The 18099-nt window shown below is 43.5% G+C and carries 11 protein-coding genes and 4 pseudogenes; 4 read left to right on the top strand and 11 right to left on the bottom strand.

Going from position 1 to position 18099, the window contains the following annotated elements; translation table 11 throughout:
• Nucleotides 1–3691, top strand: a 3691-nt coding sequence (locus SU60_RS03460; RefSeq protein WP_041154331.1) for an Ig-like domain-containing protein, incomplete at its 5' end; no start/stop codon positions are given.
• 79 nt (nt 3692–3770) lie between these two features.
• Here SU60_RS03460 and SU60_RS03455 read toward each other — a convergent pair.
• Nucleotides 3771–4964 (bottom strand): class I SAM-dependent methyltransferase, encoded by a 1194-nt coding sequence (locus tag SU60_RS03455; RefSeq protein WP_041154330.1) that lies wholly within the window; start codon nt 4962–4964, stop codon nt 3771–3773.
• Nucleotides 4965–5133: 169 nt separating this feature from the next.
• The gene (locus SU60_RS03450) at nt 5134–6537 is read right to left on the bottom strand and encodes a methyl-accepting chemotaxis protein (RefSeq protein WP_041154329.1); all 1404 of its coding nucleotides are present in this window, start codon (nt 6535–6537) and stop codon (nt 5134–5136) included.
• 89 nt (nt 6538–6626) lie between these two features.
• Between SU60_RS03450 and yccX the strand changes: the two genes are divergently transcribed.
• Nucleotides 6627–6899, top strand: a complete 273-nt coding sequence (gene yccX, locus SU60_RS03445) for an acylphosphatase (RefSeq protein ID WP_041154328.1) — start codon at nt 6627–6629, stop codon at nt 6897–6899.
• A 2-nt stretch (nt 6900–6901) separates the two neighbouring features.
• Here yccX and SU60_RS03440 read toward each other — a convergent pair whose 3' ends face one another.
• From SU60_RS03440 to SU60_RS03415, 6 genes and pseudogenes are all read right to left on the bottom strand, one after another.
• Complete coding sequence (locus SU60_RS03440) at nt 6902–7231, bottom strand: TusE/DsrC/DsvC family sulfur relay protein (protein ID WP_014231912.1); 330 nt, start codon at nt 7229–7231, stop codon at nt 6902–6904.
• A 347-nt stretch (nt 7232–7578) separates the two neighbouring features.
• A pseudogene (locus tag SU60_RS03435) lies at nt 7579–8240 on the bottom strand (Bax inhibitor-1/YccA family protein).
• Between the two features lie 245 nt (nt 8241–8485).
• Nucleotides 8486–9234: pseudogene (locus SU60_RS03430) on the bottom strand (amino acid ABC transporter ATP-binding protein).
• 23 nt (nt 9235–9257) lie between these two features.
• Nucleotides 9258–10355, bottom strand: coding sequence for an amino acid ABC transporter permease (locus SU60_RS03425; protein WP_041154327.1), 1098 nt, complete (start codon nt 10353–10355; stop codon nt 9258–9260).
• 1 nt (nt 10356) lies between these two features.
• Nucleotides 10357–11561, bottom strand: a pseudogene (locus SU60_RS03420) (amino acid ABC transporter permease).
• Between the two features lie 216 nt (nt 11562–11777).
• Nucleotides 11778–12805 (bottom strand): annotated as a pseudogene (locus tag SU60_RS03415) (amino acid ABC transporter substrate-binding protein).
• Nucleotides 12806–13265: 460 nt separating this feature from the next.
• Here SU60_RS03415 and SU60_RS03410 point away from each other — a divergent pair.
• Nucleotides 13266–14186 (top strand): precorrin-2 dehydrogenase/sirohydrochlorin ferrochelatase family protein, encoded by a 921-nt coding sequence (locus tag SU60_RS03410; protein WP_041154326.1) that lies wholly within the window; start codon nt 13266–13268, stop codon nt 14184–14186.
• Between the two features lie 98 nt (nt 14187–14284).
• On the opposite strand, the gene SU60_RS03405 is transcribed toward SU60_RS03410, so the two are convergent.
• Nucleotides 14285–14767, bottom strand: a complete 483-nt coding sequence (locus SU60_RS03405) for a YajQ family cyclic di-GMP-binding protein (protein WP_041154325.1) — start codon at nt 14765–14767, stop codon at nt 14285–14287.
• Nucleotides 14768–14795: 28 nt separating this feature from the next.
• On the bottom strand, nt 14796–15845 hold the full coding sequence (locus SU60_RS03400) for a 3-deoxy-7-phosphoheptulonate synthase (RefSeq protein ID WP_041154324.1): 1050 nt from the start codon (nt 15843–15845) through the stop codon (nt 14796–14798).
• Nucleotides 15846–16166: 321 nt separating this feature from the next.
• Here SU60_RS03400 and SU60_RS03395 point away from each other — a divergent pair, with 321 nt between their 5' ends.
• Nucleotides 16167–16664 (top strand): DUF4442 domain-containing protein, encoded by a 498-nt coding sequence (locus SU60_RS03395; RefSeq protein ID WP_041154323.1) that lies wholly within the window; start codon nt 16167–16169, stop codon nt 16662–16664.
• A gap of 18 nt (nt 16665–16682) precedes the next feature.
• Here the strand turns inward: SU60_RS03395 and SU60_RS03390 are convergent, their stop codons facing one another.
• Nucleotides 16683–18035 (bottom strand): hypothetical protein, encoded by a 1353-nt coding sequence (locus SU60_RS03390; RefSeq protein ID WP_041154322.1) that lies wholly within the window; start codon nt 18033–18035, stop codon nt 16683–16685.
• Nucleotides 18036–18099 lie beyond the last annotated feature (64 nt).

Below are 18099 nucleotides of genomic sequence, written 5' to 3'. Positions count from 1 at the left end.
TATCATCGACGATGATGCTCCCCCATCAATTTCTAATATCACGGACGCAACGGTTTCGGAAGAGGGACTTCCTTTTGCGAATCCTGATGATAATCCACAGACGCCTCAGTCCGCTGATACAACAAACTCAACAACCTTTGCAGGTTCATTTACTATTGCGGATCCGGATACGACAAATGTTTCTGTTGTTTTGAGTGGGCCAAACTCACTTACCTCGGGTGGTGAGGTAGTATCTTGGGTATGGAATAGTAGCACTCAAACATTGACAGCTTCGACTGCAAGCCTGGCTGTTGTTGCAACTGTTGTACTCTCCGAGCCTGCCGCCTCCGGACAAGGTTCTTGGGACTATACCTTTACACTGTTTGAGCCTCTTGATCATCCAGTTAACGATGTTGAAGATATTATCGACTTCGATCTGGATATTTCAGTCAGCGATGGTCAAACAACCACAACTGAAAAACTTAATATTGTCGTTGAAGATGATAGCCCAACAGTTGCAAACAATACACAAGCGGTTGAAGTGACAGGCTTAAATACTCCTGACGTGTTAATCGGACAAGTCAACTTTTCCGGAAATAGCTCTGATTCCCTGAGCAAAACTTTTGGTGACATTGTGGTTACAGCTGAAGGGTTCCTGTCAGATGAATCGACAATGTTGGGTTCCGCTCAAGTTAACCAAACAGCGGAAGGTATCGGAGTGAACAGCGCGGGTAATAATGGCTTTGCTTTACCTAACGAAGTCGATTATCGCTTTGCAAATGAGCAAGGTGTGTCCGAAAAGCTCATTATTGACTTGGGAGATAAAGTCGCGTTTGGCGCTGAAATTGAATTTGCCAAAATGTTCGGTGGTGAGCTGGAAGAAGGGTTAGCGTCTTTCTACCGTGACGGTGTATTGATTGCACAGCAAGCTTTCACTTCAGACGCTCAAAGCGGTGATTTTGCGGCAAACTTTTCCGTTCAGGAAGGTGGATTTGATAAAATCGTTTTAGAAGCTACTGGCAATGGTAATACGCCTGATATCGAAGATAATAGTGATTTTACCGTTAAATCAATTACCTTCATTGGCTCTGATGGTGGTATACCAATTGCGTCTGCAGAAGGAATAATTACCTCTAACTACGGTGCGGATGGACCAGGAACAACGATGTTGACGGGGGCTGAGTCAGGTTTGAAGACAGCAGATGGTTCCGATATTACTGTTTATGTAGATCCACAGAACCCTAACCGTTTGGTCGGCTCTACCGATGATGGCACTGCTTTCGAAGTACAATTTACGCCAAGTACAGGAAGGTGGGAGTTCATTCAGTATGAACCGCTAAGTGATCCTATCGGCGATGGAGATATTGACTTTGAGTATACTGTGACAGACGCTGATGGGGACAGTGTTTCTGGGTCTTTTGCTGTTACGCCAGCCATTCCGCCGAGTATCTCTGGCGTCACATTGAGTGTGTCTGAAGAAGGCTTAACAGGTGCGAATGTCGATAGTAGCGCATTAGCGGGTTTTACCGATACAACCAATTCTGACAGTGATAGTAATACTCTGACTTTGAGTGCAACGACTGAGACCGTGACATTAGGTTTACCGACGACACTTCTCTCAAGTAATCAAGATAACTTAGACTGGGTATTGTCTAACAACGACAAAACGCTTACAGGTTCTGCAAACGGCCAGCCAATCATAACGGTATCAGTGGATGATCTAGGACATATAACCACCGAATTACTGGGTAAGGTGGATCATCCTGACAGTGGTGGTGAGGATGTGATTGAGCTTGATGTACCCGTTATCGCGTCGAATGAATTAGGTGTGACGGCAACAGCAACGGCAACCGTTTCAATTGAAGATGACTCACCTGTCGCAGAGTCCGTCATTGAAAATGTGAACGCCACGCAAACGGTTGGAACAAACGTACAACTTATACTGGACGTATCAGGATCAATGGATCGAGATTCTGTTACGGGTTCTTATCAAAACGTTGCAACCTCGCGATTAGATGTGCTTAAAAGTGCAGCGATTGCTTTGCTGCTGGAATACCAATTATTAGGCGAAACCAAAGCGCAAATAACACTCTTTAATAGCGATGCCAATATACTTACAGCAAACGGTGCGTTGGCAGATAATACATTACCTAATGATTCAACGTCGATATGGATGGATATCGACCAAGCTATTGCACTGATTAATGGCCTTAATGCTAGTGGCAACACTGATTACGATGATGCTGTACGTTTGGCGGGTGACGATGCCATTTGGGGTAGTTCTGAGATTATTGAGAATGGTAATAATGTCAGTTATTTCTTGTCTGATGGCGCACCTAATCCAAGCTCAGGACAGGTTAACTCATCAGAACAAAGTACTTGGGAATCACAGCTCGAAAAGCATGATGTAACTGCACTGGCGTACGGTATCGGTACAGGGGTACCGACTGAGTATTTGGATCCCATTGCTTACGATGCGAACCGAGAAGTCGGAAAACAAATAGATCCAGTGGTTGTGGCCGATATTAGCACCTTGCCAGCGATATTGATTCAATCAATTGTTACTCCAATATCCGGCGTGTTGGGTTCTGATATTGTTGGAGCTGGTTCATCACTATTTGGCGCAGACGGCGGTTATGTGGCGTCGGTGAACTATGGTGATTCTAGTGGCATTACCATTACATTTGATGGTACGACGATTACCGTAGATGATGCCTCAAATACTACCAGTGTAACGACATTAGTCGATGACTTGGAAAAACGTGTAACGTTTGTCATCGATGATAAAAATTCGGTAGTCATTGATATGATGACTGGTGAATATACATTCTTTGCCTCTTCTATCACAACAGCAACTCAGTTTGATTTTGACTATGTGTTAACCGACACTGATGGCGATCAGGTTGCAGAAACAGTGGTCTTTGATCTCAAACCAAATTCTGTACAGGCTGTTGACGATAGCGCCTCTACGCCTGAAAGAACGCCTATTCTTGTTGACGTATTAGCGAACGATACGAATGAAGGGAGTGGTGAGTCATTAGTACTTGCAGATGCGGTGGTCGATCCCGAGCAAGGTCAGGTTCTGATCGTAGATAACCAGATTGTATTCATCCCTTCCAATAGTCTCGATGATGGCGATAGTGCACGAATTTCTTATCGAACTGAGTCGTCAAATGGTGATTTTGATATAGGTGCGCTTACTGTTTCAGTGACCGCCAGCGCAGGCAGCCCCCTAGGGGTTGGCAGTGATGGTGATGATGTTCTTAACGGGACAGCAAGCGCCGACATATTACTCGGTGGTGAAGGGAACGATATTATTTCTGGAGATACTGGTGAAGATATCATTGTGGGGGGGTTAGGTAACGATATCTTGACTGGTGGAGGCGATGGTGACGTTTTTGTTTGGACTCAAATGGCGTCCGCAGTGGACTCAGTGACGGACTTTAATGCGTCAGAAGGGGACAAACTTGAGTTCAGAGATCTGTTTGACGATGTATCTGGTACTGATATATCGACACTTATCGAAGATTTTGAGTCTGGTGACTTCTCCGGTCAAGTTAATGATATAAGCTTGTCGGTAACCGAAGCAGTAGGGCATTCAACATTAACGATTAGTAAAAGTGGTCAACAGTTGGACATTAACTTTGATGGTGCGTCTGCTGCTGATATTGCAAGTAGCTTGATGAGTAATTTAGAGCAGCTCAGAGAGTAATGGCTTGAGGTAGGCATATAATAAAAAACGGAGCGAAAATACGCTCCGTTTTTTATTATTCTCAACGTAACGTTAGGTTTTAAAGAACCTTACACGCAAAGCCTTTTAGGTAAAAACCTTCTGGGTATGCTGTGTCTACAGGGTGGTCAGCAGCCTGTTCAAATCGTTCAACAAACTTAACCGTCCGACCTGCATCAATAGCCGCGTCTGCAATAATCTTCTGAAATAACGCTAAGTCCATTAACCCAGAACAAGAATAAGTTAATAACGTGCCCCCTGATTTTATAATCTGGAGTGCTAGCATGTTGATATCCTTATAGCCTCTGCATGCACCGTTAAGTTGCGCTTTGCTTTCGGCAAATTTTGGCGGGTCCATAATCACCACATCAAATTTAGTGCCTTGATCGCGGTACTCACGCAGCAACTTAAACACGTCTGCGTTTAGGAAAACAGCGCGCTTCTTGGAAATATCAAACTCGTTCAATTCAGCGTTAAATTTAGCCGTGTCCAGAGCAGGCTGAGAAACGTCCGCGTTAATCACGCGTTTTGCGCCGCCTTTAAGAGCATAGAGGCCAAAACCACCAGTGTAAGAGAAACAGTTTAGGACTTCTTTATCTTTGACATATTTCATGGACTGCTGACGGCTGTCGCGCTGGTCTAGGTAGAAACCGGTTTTATGGCCACCAACGATATCAACACTGATTTTCACGCCGTTCTCTTCGATGACCACAGATTTTGGTGGCTCTTCACCATGTAAAACGCCTGTCGTTTCTTTCAAACCTTCTTTTTTACGGACCGCAACGTCAGAACGTTCGTAAATATTGCATTCAGGGAAACACTCAACAAGCGCGTCTACGATTGCCTGTTTATTGTATTCTGCACCTGCACTTAACAACTGACAAACAAAGAAGTTTTGGTAGCGGTCGATTGTGATGCCAGGTAAACCGTCAGACTCAGCTGCGATTAATCGGTAACCTGTTAGGCCATCGCGTTCAATCACATCTTCACGCAGAAGCTGTGCGTCTTTAAAACGTTTAACGAAAAACGCCTTGTTGATGTCTTCTTTTTCAAAGCTCCAAATACGAGCACGAATTTGAGATTCCGGTGAGTATGCCGCTTTTGCTAACCATTTACCGTCGTGAGTGAATACATCAACGGTTTCGCCAAGTGCGGGATCACCCTCAACGTTGTTGATGCCTCGAGAGAAAATCCATGGGTGCTTACGCTTAACCGATTTCTCACGACCTTTTACCAAATAGATAGCAGCTGTCATTTCTTTAGCTCTTGTTGAATTTTGAAAGGGGCGTATTGTCCGGGATGTCGCCAGCAAAAGCAATAATGAATGGGTTTAGAAGGAATGTTGCAAAGGAAAAGGGCCACCGAAGTGACCCTTTAAAGTGATTATCTCGAACAAAAAGGAACCTCCGAAAGGTTCACTACACCTAAGCTTTCAAGCCAATAAGTAATGACTCCATGGAATCACTTTGCTTACGTAGCTGATCGATATTTTGGGACGTGGTGTTGATCATATCATTAACGCTGTTTGCCTGGATTCGAATTTCTTCCACGCTCGACGCAATGTTGTCTGCGACGACACCCTGTTCTTCCGCGGCTGTAGCAATTTGCATACTGCTGTCAGAAATGGTTTGGTTTTTATCCGCGAGAGAGCCGATTTCTTGATTAACTTCATCCATTAAAGTATGGCCTTTATTCGCATTAGAAACCGTCACTCCCATGATTTGTGTCAGTGATTGGCTGTTGCGCTGAAGGGATTCAATCATGTTCTGAATTTCTACAGTGGCTTGCTGAGTCCGGCCCGCTAGAGCGCGTACTTCATCGGCAACAACTGCAAAGCCTCTGCCTTGCTCACCTGCACGTGCGGCTTCTATTGCCGCATTGAGAGCGAGTAGGTTAGTTTGCTCGGAGATAGCATTTATCGTCGTAACGACATCATCTATTTTTGCGGCATTTGCATCAAGATCTTCCACCGCTTTAGAGGCAGATTGTATTTCACTAGATAAGTTGGATATTGAGTGAAGTGTATTTTCAACTTTGAGTTGTCCCGATTGTGCCACATTACGCGCATCATCTGTTTGTGTGCTTGAGTCGTGAGCTAAGGTGGCGACTTCACGAATCGTTGAAGCCATTTGTTCTGTCGCACTTGCTAGTGAGTTTAGGTGCTCTTGCTGCGTATTTGAAATCGTAGAGCTCTGAACAATGGACTGATTTAGGTCAGAGCTGATTTGCTGCATTAACGCGACGGATTCTTGTATCGATAGAACTTGCTTTTGCTCTCGTTCTGCCACTTTATCAATTGTAATCGCGATTTCACTGAACTCATCTCGTACCGGGAAGAAATTCATACGAGCAGTCAAGTCGCCACTCGCTAATGTGTTGAGTGCCTTGTTCATGGTGAACATCGCGCCGCCGATGAAGGTCATGATGTAGTAAACACCAAGAGCAAATACCAACACACTCACTGCAATAATGCCGATTTGAATGCTAGAAAGCGCAGACCATAAAGTTTGGTTATTGTTTGCAGTGAGGCTGTACGCGCCATCGAGTACGGGTATAGCGTTAGGGCCGTCGCCTAGCGTTATCGTTGTCGAGTCCGCGAGAATACCCATCACTTGTGCTTGAGACAAGTTACCGGCCTCGATAAGGTCTTTCATCAATACAAGCTGCTCTTGTTTGACGTTGGAGAACATCGTGTTAGCTGCATCGTTGAATACTAGCGTAAGTATTGAGAGAGTGAGCAATGGTAGGATAAAGAGTAAGTAAAACTTTTCTTGAATTTTTAAGTGAATGAGATATTTATCAATCCAACGAAATGGGATTTCTTTCATAATTATAACAACCTAATAAAAACCACTATTATTAGTGAAGTGAATAGACGTATCGAATATAACACTCAATGAATGGAAGCGGCACAAACATGAACTTAAAGTGTGAAAGATTTATCGTTAAAGGTTTAGTTCAAGGTGTGGGGTTTCGTTATCAAACCTCACACCAAGGTATGACATTGGGATTGACTGGCTATGCGAAGAATTTAAACAACGGTGATGTAGAGGTGATGGCATGCGGTACGGAAGCGCAAATTGCTGAGTTTTCCGAGTGGCTCGAACAGGGACCGCGGACAGCAACAGTAGAAAGCGTCAGTAAAGAAAGTGCCTCTTATAAGCCTTTCCGCGGGTTCAAAATATTATAGCGCTATAAGCACTTAGCGGGTTTTGGTAGTCCTGCGAGTTTGGTTGCTTGTTTCGCTGGACCTTTCTTAAATAGCTTAAATAGGTACTTGCTGTTACCCTTTTCTGGCCCATGTGCCTTTTCCATTGCTTTTACCAGCATACGTACTGCGGGAGAGGTGTTGAATTCTTCGTAAAAGTCTCTTACAAAGTGCACCACCTCTAAATGTGCCTCAGTTAATTCTATGCCTTCTTCTTCTGCCAACAACTCAATCATACCTTCTTCCCATTGTGTATGGTCTAGTAAGTACCCTTGAGCATCAGTCTCAATTTCTTTGCCGTTATAAACGAACATGTTGTTCTATCCGTTACTGTTCTTTGAAGCCTATAGGTTATCTCACTCATATAGTTCTTCTCAACAAATTAATGAACTCTACCTTTTAAGCGGAGCGAAATCGTACAGGCACTTAAGGACAAACCGACGAATAAGTCGGGCAGGATGAGCATATTCACATATCTGAATTTGTATGCGGTTTGTTGGGAATATTCCCGGGCGAGTATTTTTAAAGGTGCATAAATATAAAAGGTTAATTCATTGATGGCGACAAAGTAGCGAGTTCTACAACCTTAACGCCAGTGAAAAGAAAAGCCCGAAGCTTCTGAAGCTTCGGGCTTTTTGGAGTTTCATTTAATACGTATCGATTAGTCGTCGTTCATGATGCCTAAAATGCTTAGTAGGCTGATGAAGATGTTGTAGATTGATACGTACAGAGTAATCGTTGCAGAGATGTAGTTTGTTTCACCACCACGAATGATGCCTTGTGTTGTCATCAGAATAGCCATGGTTGAGAACACGATAAACAAGCTGCTCATTGCTAGATGCAGGATTGTTGATTGAATGAAGATGCTTGCAATCATACCAACCACCAGCACAACAAATAGAGACAACATCAGTCCACCCATCATCGATAGGTCACGTTTTGTTGTAAGCGCGTAGCTGATGCCGCCATAAACGATAGGGCAGTACCACCCAGAGCGGTCAGTACCACATCACCCATACCTGCGCCTATGTACATATTCAGGATTGGGCCGATTGTGTAACCAAGGAAACCAGTAAACAGGAAGGTAAACACCAAACCTAGACTGTTGTTACGGTTTTTCTCAGTCAAGAAAAGTAGACCATAGAAACCAACCAACATGATGATAATACCTGGTCGCGGCAAGTTGAATGCCATGGAGACACCAGCAACTAAAGCAGACCATAGCAGTGTCATTGAAAGCAGTGCGTAAGTATTACGCAATACTTTGTTTGTCTGTAGAGCACTTTCTTGTGTTGAAGTGCGGGTAAACATTGGACTATTCATAATCTTCCTCGATATGAGACTTTCTTTCTTTATATGTACATTTATGGGGTTGAAAGTTCAAAAAATCAAGCCCTAACCATGTATTGCCATGACAAAATAATAATGGAAATAAGGCGTTATGTATGCGGGAACTTGTAACACAATATTACTGTCTCGCATAGTGTAACAACTGCGTTTGCCATGTACCAAAAAGCACTGACGCGATCGCGGTCAGTGCTTATATATTCACACCTTAAAACAAAGACTTAATGATGTAAAATCTGAGCGAGGAAGTTCTTTGTGCGATCAGATTGCGGATTCTCGAAGAAATCGACAGGATTATTTTCTTCGATAATTTCCCCTGCGTCCATAAAGATCACTCGGTCCGCTACTTCTTTGGCAAAGCCCATCTCATGCGTAACACAAAGCATGGTCATACCTTCTTCAGCAAGTTCCACCATAACATCCAACACTTCACGTACCATTTCTGGATCGAGTGCTGATGTTGGTTCGTCAAACAGCATTACTTTCGGGTTCATACATAATGAGCGAGCAATAGCAACACGCTGCTGCTGACCACCAGACAATTGGCCAGGGTACTTATCAGCTTGATCTGGGATTTTAACGCGCTCTAAGTACTTCATTGCAATTGCTTCTGCTTCATCCTTGGGCATTTTTTTCACCCATATTGGCGCAAGCGTACAGTTCTCCAATACTGTCAAGTGCGGGAACAGGTTGAAGTGCTGGAAACACATACCGACTTCTCGGCGAACGGCTCGATGTTTTTTAAGTCTTCGGTCAGCTCGTTACCTGAAACGTAAATTTGCCCAGCTTGATGCTCTTCCAACCGGTTAATACAGCGAATCATAGTCGATTTTCCCGAACCAGAAGGTCCGCAGATAACGATCTTTTCGCCTTTTTTAACGTCTAGATTGATGTTTTTCAGTACGTGAAACTCACCATACCATTTGTTCATATCCTTAAGTTGGATCATGTAGTCTTGTTGTTGCGTCATAATACGTCCTTGATCTTGATGAGTTATCGTTTGTGACCGGTATGAAGTTTATTTTCTAGCCATATCGAATAGCGCGACATGCCAAAACAAAATACCCAGAACACTAACGCGACAAATACATAACTTTCCGTTGCAAAACCAAGCCATTCAGGGTCGGTGTTTGCGGCTTGTCCGATACCTAACACGTCAAACATACCAATGATGAGTACCAAACTGGTGTCTTTAAATAGACCGATAAAGGTGTTCACGATAGAGGGAATAGTGATTTTAAGCGCCTGTGGCAAAATGATAAGTCCGGTCTTTTTCCAGTAACTTAATCCAAGCGCATCAGCTGCTTCATATTGCCCTTTGGGAATCGCTTGTAGACCGCCACGAATGACTTCTGCCATATAAGCTGAAGCAAACATGACAACACCGATCAGGGCGCGAACCAATTTATCGGTATCTGAACCTTCTGACATAAACAGAGGTAGCATTACTGAGGCCATGAACAAAACGGTGATCAATGGAACACCACGCCATACCTCGATGTAGACCGTACACATACTGCGAATAATCGGCATCTCAGAACGTCGACCTAACGCTAGCGCCACACCGATAGGTAGTGACACAACGATACCAACGAGTGCGATAATCAATGTAACTAGTAAGCCACCCCATTTGTGCGTATCGACGACTTCAAGCCCAAAAACGCCACCGTAAAGTAATGCAGCGATTAGAAATGGGTAAACATTGACAAAAAACAGCCATAACCAAACGCGTTTCGGTGTTTTTTCGTACGCCAGTAGCGCGGTAATGATAGCAAGTGTGATGTAAAACAGGCGAGGGCGCCACAGTTCGGCTTCAGGATAAAAGCCATACATGAACTGCTCCCAGCGAACACTAATAAAAACCCAACATGCGCCTTCTCGGGTGCAGTCGTCGCGTGTGGTGCCGATCCAATCCGCCTTTATAAACGCCCAGTCGGCGATGTTCCAAAGCGCGGTAATCGCAAAATACGCTAGAACAATCGTTAGGACGGAATTGACTGGACCATTGAATAGGTTTTTACGCATCCAACCAACCACACCAACCGTATTCGACGGAGGCGGGAGATCAGGCTGAAACTGATGTATGCTCATATTATCTCTCCACCAATGCCACTTTACGGTTATACAAGTTCATTAACGCCGATGTGACGAGGCTTAGCGTTAAGTAAACGCCCATCGTCATTGCGATAATTTCGATCGCTTGCCCTGTCTGGTTAAGCGTGGTGCCCGCAAAGACTGAAACTAAGTCAGGGTAACCAATCGCCATCGCTAACGAAGAGTTTTTCGTCAAGTTTAAATATTGACTGGTCAAAGGCGGAATAATGATTCGTAAAGCTTGCGGAATGACAACCAGCTTCAGTGTTTTTGAGCGAGAAATGCCGAGTGACATCGCGGCTTCGGTTTGCCCATGGTTAACGGCGTTAATGCCCGAGCGAACAATTTCAGCAATAAAGGACGCGGTGTAAACACTCAGTGCAATAAGTAACGCAGCCAGCTCAGGAATAATGCTGATGCCACCTCTGAAGTTAAACCTTTCAGTTCGGGAAAATTAAGAGAAATTGGCATTCCAGCTAGGAGGTATACAACCACAGGGAGGACGATGATTAAGCCAAGTGCTATACGACCCATCGGAGTTTGTTGACCGGTCAAGCGCTGCTTGTTTTTCGCCCATATTGAAATGATGATGGTTGCAATAACGCCGATCACGAAAGCTGCTACTACGATGCCACTGCCGTCTTCCATCACAGGAGCAGGAAAAAACAGTCCTCTGACATTTAGGAATACAGCTTCACCTAGGCTGATACTTTGTCGCGGGGACGGTAATGCCTGAAGTACCGCAAAATACCAAAAGAAAATTTGAAGCAAAAGTGGGATATTTCGAAAAGTTTCAATATAGACAGCGGCAAAGCGGCTCACTAACCAGTTAGTAGAGAGACGAGCAATCCCCATGGTGAAACCAATCACTGTTGCAAAGATAATTCCTAGAAAGGAGACGAGAGCAGTGTTGAGAAGACCAACGATAAAAGTTCTACCGTAAGAGTAGGTTTCATTGTAGTCGATTAATGTTAGCCCTATACCAAAGCCAGCTTCTTGGTTTAAAAAGCCAAAACCTGTTGCTATGCCTCGTGCGTCTAGATTATTTAGAGCGTTGTTAACAATTGTGTAAAAGAAAAGTACCAGTGCTGCTATGGCAATGATCTGGAAAATAGCGGAACGAAAAGCTGGGTTATAGATCAGGCTTTTATTTCCACTTGGTTTGGACATCGTACTTGGCGATGCATCTTTCGTCGGTTTCATACAGCGATAACCTCAAACCTTAGTTATAAATACCATTTGTATGAATAAGAAAATCTCCTGCAGTCTTCATGACGCTCTTATTGCACATCCGACTTCAGCTGTATGCACACTGATAGATGATGATTAACAAGCTTCAGGCCGACTTAATGAGTGTTCCTTACTCATTCAGGCTACGATCAAAAAAGGGCGGCAAACACCGCCCTGATCAGCTCATTTTTATCGGATTGGTGGCGCGTACATGAAGCCGCCTGCATTCCAAAGTGCATTAACACCACGAGAGATGTCTAGAGGAGAGCCCTTACCAACGGTTCTCTCAAAACTTTCTCCGTAGTTACCGACTTGTTTGACGATTTGATAGCCCCAATCGTCACGAATGCCTAGACCTTTGCCTTTAGGTCCATCGACACCCAGGATACGTTTGATGTTTGGATCGGTAGATTTCAACATCTCATCCGCATTTTTAGATGTAATACCGTATTCTTCCGCGTTCACCATCGCTGAAAGCGTCCATTTGGCGATGTTGAACCATTGATCGTCACCTTGGCGAACTACGGGGCCTAGAGGCTCTTTAGAGATGATTTCGGGAAGGACTTGAGCAGAGGAAGGATCAGCTAAGTTTAAACGCAATGCGTATAGACCGGATTGGTCTGTAGTTAGCACATCACAACGACCAGAATCGAATCCTTTAGAAGTTTGTGCCGCGGTATCAAATACCACAGGTTTATAAGACATGCCGTTATTACGGAAGTAGTCTGCTAGGTTAAGCTCTGTTGTCGTACCCGACTGAACACATACAGAGGCGCCATCAAGTTCTTTGGCGCTAGTCAGGCCAAGTTCTTTTTTCACCATAAAGCCTTGACCATCGTAGTAGTTGACACCTACGAAGTTAAGTCCAAGTGCTGTATCACGGTGTAGCGTCCAAGTCGTGTTGCGAGAGAGAACATCAATTTCGCCAGATTGCAGCGCAGTGAAGCGTTCTTTCGCAGTCAATGGTACGTACTTAACTTTGGTTTTATCCCCAAGAACCGCTGCTGCTAATGCTTGGCAATACTCTACATCTATGCCTTCCCATTCACCTTTAGAGTTCGGGTTTGAGAAGCCAGGTAGACCTGTACTGACGCCACAGCTTAAAAAACCCTGTTTTGTCACTTTGTCTAGAGTAGTGTCTGCAGCTTGCGCTGAGGTAGCCATCATGCAGTAGAAGCCGCTACGATGGAAGCAAGAACTGTTAGTTTGTTTGCCATTTGTATCCTTCCTGTATGATCCATGTTAAATCAGGAGACGACCTGAACAATGTGTGTCCTAGTTATTTGTGTTGTTGTCCTACGTGGTTGATTTATGGTGAAACGCTGTTCAACAAAGCAACGACTTAAGCGTAGGAAAGAATCTGTGAATTCGCAATTATATAATTTAAATCAAGTTTTTAAGGTAGCGTCCTGCATACCTTGACTCTTAGAATGACGAAATGTTAATTGTTTGTAAATAGTGCAACTGGTGATCGATATGGTGCACCAGAATAAACCACATAAAATGTGGTGAAATGAAAGGATAAAAACCTACTAATAAAACAACAATTTAGAGTGGTCTGCTGAGTTGCGGCGAAATTCGAACAAAAATTATATCTAATGTCGAAATGGGATGATGATCATGCCCCATTTTTGGTAGCATGGAATCAATAGTTCATCAAAGTAATCATGGATCGAAATGCGATATTTTCCTCTGTTCTTAGATTTAATTAATAAACCTGTGCTCATCGTTGGTGGTGGGGAGGTTGCAAGCCGTAAAGTTGAAGCATTACTGAAGGCTGGGGCAGATGTAACCATTGTGTCTCCAACGTTAGTGGATTACTTAGCCAAAATGGCCGAAGAGCACCAAGTTGAATGGATACAGCGCTTCTATTCAAGTGACATTGTCACAAAGCGCTTCATTCAAGTATGGGCAACCACCGATAATCCTGACTTAAATCATCAAGTGTATAAAGATGCGAAAGAACTTGGGATTTTGGTCAACGTCGTCGATGACAAACCATATTGTGATTTTATTACCCCATCGATGATAAATCGTGGTCGTATTCAAATCGCAATTTCAAGTGGCGGTGCTTCACCTGTCTTGATTCGAAATATTCGAGAAAAATTAGAAGCCATTTTGCCCCAAAATATGGGACTAATGGCAGACTTTGCCAATTCCAAGCGCAATTCAATTAAGGCTGACTTACCCAGTGTCGACTTACGCCGTAAGTTCTGGGAAGCGTTTTTTGCGAACCCGTTGGTAGAGAATGCCCGGGACAATAGAGATTTAGAAACCATCTATAAAGCTACAATGGCGAGTCCACTGGATGAAAAGGGCAGTTGTACTTGGATTCATGTTGGTAAAGATCTCGAAATGTTGCCGATTAAGGCTGTACGTTACATGCAGCAAGCCGAGTTAGCCTTGCACTCAACAAAGTGTAAATCCGACGCTATGGAACTGGTAAGAAGGGACGCAGAGAGAGAATCCTTTACTAATGCGGCGCAATTATCGGATATGCTTACAAAAGCGAAACAAGAGAATTTGCGTGTTTGTGTCTTTATTCCTGATAACACCAGCGAGTTCATGCTGCTACAAGGGCAAGATCTTGTTATTTGATAGGCCCAAGTGACCTACCTTGAGTGGACACAAATATGAGTGGATACAAAAATGCCGACGAGCAATTCGTCGGCATTTTTATTGACTGACTAGGCTTCTTAATCACGGAAGTTATTGAACTGGAATGGCTGTCCTAACTCTGCTTCCCGGATCGCTGCCATTGTTGCTTGTAAGTCATCGCGTTTTTTCCCAGTCACGCGGACCTTATCCCCTTGGATAGAGGCTTGAACTTTCAACTTAGCCTCTTTAATTAGCTTAACCAGTTTTTTTGCGGTGGGTGTGTCGATGCCTTGGCGGAAAACAATATTCTGATGCCAGTTTCTACCCGTCGCTTCTGGATCTTTGGATTCCATTGCATTGGCATCAATATTACGTTTAGCTAAATGACCACGTAGGATGTCGCGCATTTGCTTAAGTTGGAATTCGCCTTCAGCAGCGACTTTTACGTTTTCTTCTATGAGTTCAAAACTCGCATTTACATTTCGAAAATCGAAACGAGTCGACAGTTCACGATTCGCATTATCAACAGCATTGCGAAGTTCCACCGAATCAATTTCTGACACAATATCAAAGGATGGCATGAAGATTCCTCAGTTAATGAAGTTGTTATTATTTCGCTTTAACTGCATCGGCTAGCAAATCTAGCATCGTTACAGTGTCGTCCCAACTAAGACATGGATCAGTAATAGACTGACCGTAGGTTAAGTTGTTAATGTCTGTCATAGGCTGGTTGCCTTCTAGGATGAAGCTTTCCGCCATAACGCCTGCAATGCGCGTACTACCAGACTTAATTTGATCACAAATATCACGAGCAACATCGATTTGCTTTCGATGTTGTTTTTGGCAGTTGGCATGACTAAAGTCCACAATCAATCGCTGTGGTAAGTCGAATTCAGCCAACGAGTCACATGCTTGTTTAACCGAAGACTCATCAAAGTTTGTACCGTTATCACCACCACGCAAAATGATATGGCCGTATGGGTTACCGCTGGTACGGTAGACCGTCATGCGTCCATTTTTATCTGGTGAATAAAAGTAGTGGGACGCTTTAGAGGCTCTGATGGCGTCTATCGCTATTTTAACATTGCCATTGGTGCCGTTTTTAAATCCGACTGGACAGGACAACGCAGAAGCCATTTCTCGGTGAATTTGAGACTCTGTAGTGCGAGCGCCAATGGCTCCCCAAGAAATCAGGTCAGAAATATACTGGCCAGTAATCATATCTAGAAACTCTGTGGCCGTGGCAAGTCCTATCTTATTGATGTCTAAAAGAAGCTTACGTGCTTTATGTAGGCCTGCTTCAAGCGCATAGGAACCATCAAGGTTAGGATCGGTGATCAATCCTTTCCAGCCCACGACTGTGCGAGGTTTTTCGAAATAGGTTCGCATGACAATAAACAATTCGTTTTTGTACTGATGTTGAATGTCACTCAGTCGTTTGGCGTAATCAATTGCAGCTTCTGTATCGTGGACAGAGCAAGGGCCAACGATGACGAGTAAGCGATCATCGTCACCCGCAAGAATATTTTCAATCTGACGACGTGATTGCGCGATGCGCTCTGCCACATCATCGGTAATAGGATATGCACTACCGAGTTCGGCGGGGGTAGGCATTGGACCCATAGGTTGGGTTCTCAATTCATCTGTTTTTATAGGCATCTTGTAGCTTTATTCTCTATTACGAAGCAGTAAAGATAACGGAATTGGGGCCAGGAATAAACTGCTTCGCTGGATTCTTCGGCCGTAAACCCTAATTTGTCGGGAAAATTGTAGCAAGTGTTGGCTTTTCCATGGCCTTCCGGGGGTTGTGATCATGGAAGAAGAAGTAAATAAACTAAACACCTGTTTAAGATCTACATTCCGTTAACATCTCTTTGACATGTCTGGCTTTCGTTGATTAACTGGTCTAATGAGATTTGTAGGGCGATGCGTTGAATACATCATCATCAAAAATCTGCCAAACGGAAGGGAGAGTAAAGAATGTTATCTGCTGTAAGACGCGCAAACTTGTATCTTAAAGTCTTTGGTTTCACAAAGGTGCCATTAATTTGGCTTTGTCGCCCCAGAATTATTGCGATTGATAGCCAGCATGTAGAGGTAAAAATTCCACTGCGTAAACGCACTAAGAATCATTTGAATAGTATGTATTTTGGCGCATTAGCAATTGGTGCGGATGTGGCGGGTGGTTTTTTAGCGATGAGTAAAGCAAAAGAAAAGGGCGAGTTAATATCACTTGCTTTTAAAGGAGTAAAGGCAGATTTTCTTAAGCGGCCAGAAGCAGATGTGCACTTTGTTTGTCAGGATGGGGATGTCATTGACCAAATGCTCGATCACACACTGGCAACGGGAGAGCGCGTGAATCGAGATGTAAAAATTATCGCGCTTTGCCCAACTTTGCATGGTGATGAACCTATGGCCGAATTTCACTTAACTCTTTCAATAAAAAAAGTCACTCAAGAGTCCAAGCAAGCGGCTTAAAGTTAAAGGAAACTGTGGCTAGGTCAGATGGATCTGTTCGATGGAAACAATTTTTGAACGATTCATCACGACTTTCCATCGATAGTATACTGGCTCGTCTTTGTGATTGTCTTCTTTGACAATCACGTTAACTAAATGGTGTTTTTCTATCGACTCTTTACTTACTTGCCCTTCATGTAAGTGGTAAACACGATTTGAGCTTTTATCCATCAATCGGAAAATGGGTCTCAAGTTGACGTATAGACTTTCTCTTGTTTGTTCGTATCCGCTTAAGAAAAGCGAGGTCGCCATCTCCGTTTTTTCGTGGTAATGAAGGATAGTTTCTTCTCGTTGAACGATGCGTTTTTTACGAATGCTTTTAATTTTATCTGGTAGCTTTGATAACGTTCTGTAATCAAGCCACTCTAATTTTCGCCCCACCACTTTTTTTGTAGTTGGATCAATGTATTTCTTGCGCCATTTCGGTTTACCTTTGCGAATCCAACGCCACATTGCATCACGTAAATCGTCTTTAAAAATTTCTCGAAGCGCATAAATAAAAGACAAAGCAATAATAAACGATGCAGAAATTTCTCCTAGATAGTCACGTGCCAAGATTACGGTCGAGGTGACAACGACCATCACCAAGCCAGTCGCTATCCCCTTAATTGCGCGCTTGATGTTGTTTCCCATTGAAATGGTTTGCTCCCGCAGCACAATAGGATGCTCAATTAAGCGTCTTAACAAACGCATTTTATTCGACAGGCGAATTACATTATCAACAACTTTTGATGAGTTGTATTTGTTCAATTTTCTGTGTGCTTGTTCCTTTTCACACAAGGTGATTAAACGGGACTTGATCGTGCTGTAGTCACCACCGCGCGGCAAATGAGCAATGAGTGATAAAAATTTTTGCTCGGTGTACCAAGACAAATAGTTGTCAATGTTCACGTAATAGCGCTTTAAATTTTCTTCGTAGGGAATGGATCGTCGAAGTCGTTTTAGAATGGCAAGCGTCAGTTTGATCACTTCATCAATTTCGTCTTCGGTGACAGAACTCGGGTCAAGTTTGTTTAAACTCGCAACCGCTTTATCTAAGGCAATGACATATTGATAGGCAAATAAGCTCAAACTTACGCGATATTGCTGATTGGATAGATGGCCTCGTTTTGCGAGTCGACTATGAACCAGCGGAAGCATGATTTCTGTACTGTAATATGAACGTTGTTGAGTTATGTAAGTGTAATAAAACTCTGACTCAGTAAGGATATCGGAGTTGAGGCCAAGTTCACCTGGGACGAAGAAATAAATATCAAGGTCGACACTCTTACTCTCTGCTAGCGAGTGACTGATTTTTAATGTAATAGAATCTTGCTTATCAACGGTGACCAAAAAAAGCTCCAAACATCTTGAGGTTATTTGGGGATATCCCAAATAGGATAACAGAGCAGAGTGG

This window comes from Vibrio mytili, assembly GCF_000830505.1.
In the GTDB taxonomy this organism is placed as follows: Bacteria; Pseudomonadota; Gammaproteobacteria; order Enterobacterales; family Vibrionaceae; genus Vibrio; species Vibrio mytili.
This window is presented reverse-complemented; position numbering and strand designations above follow the sequence as displayed.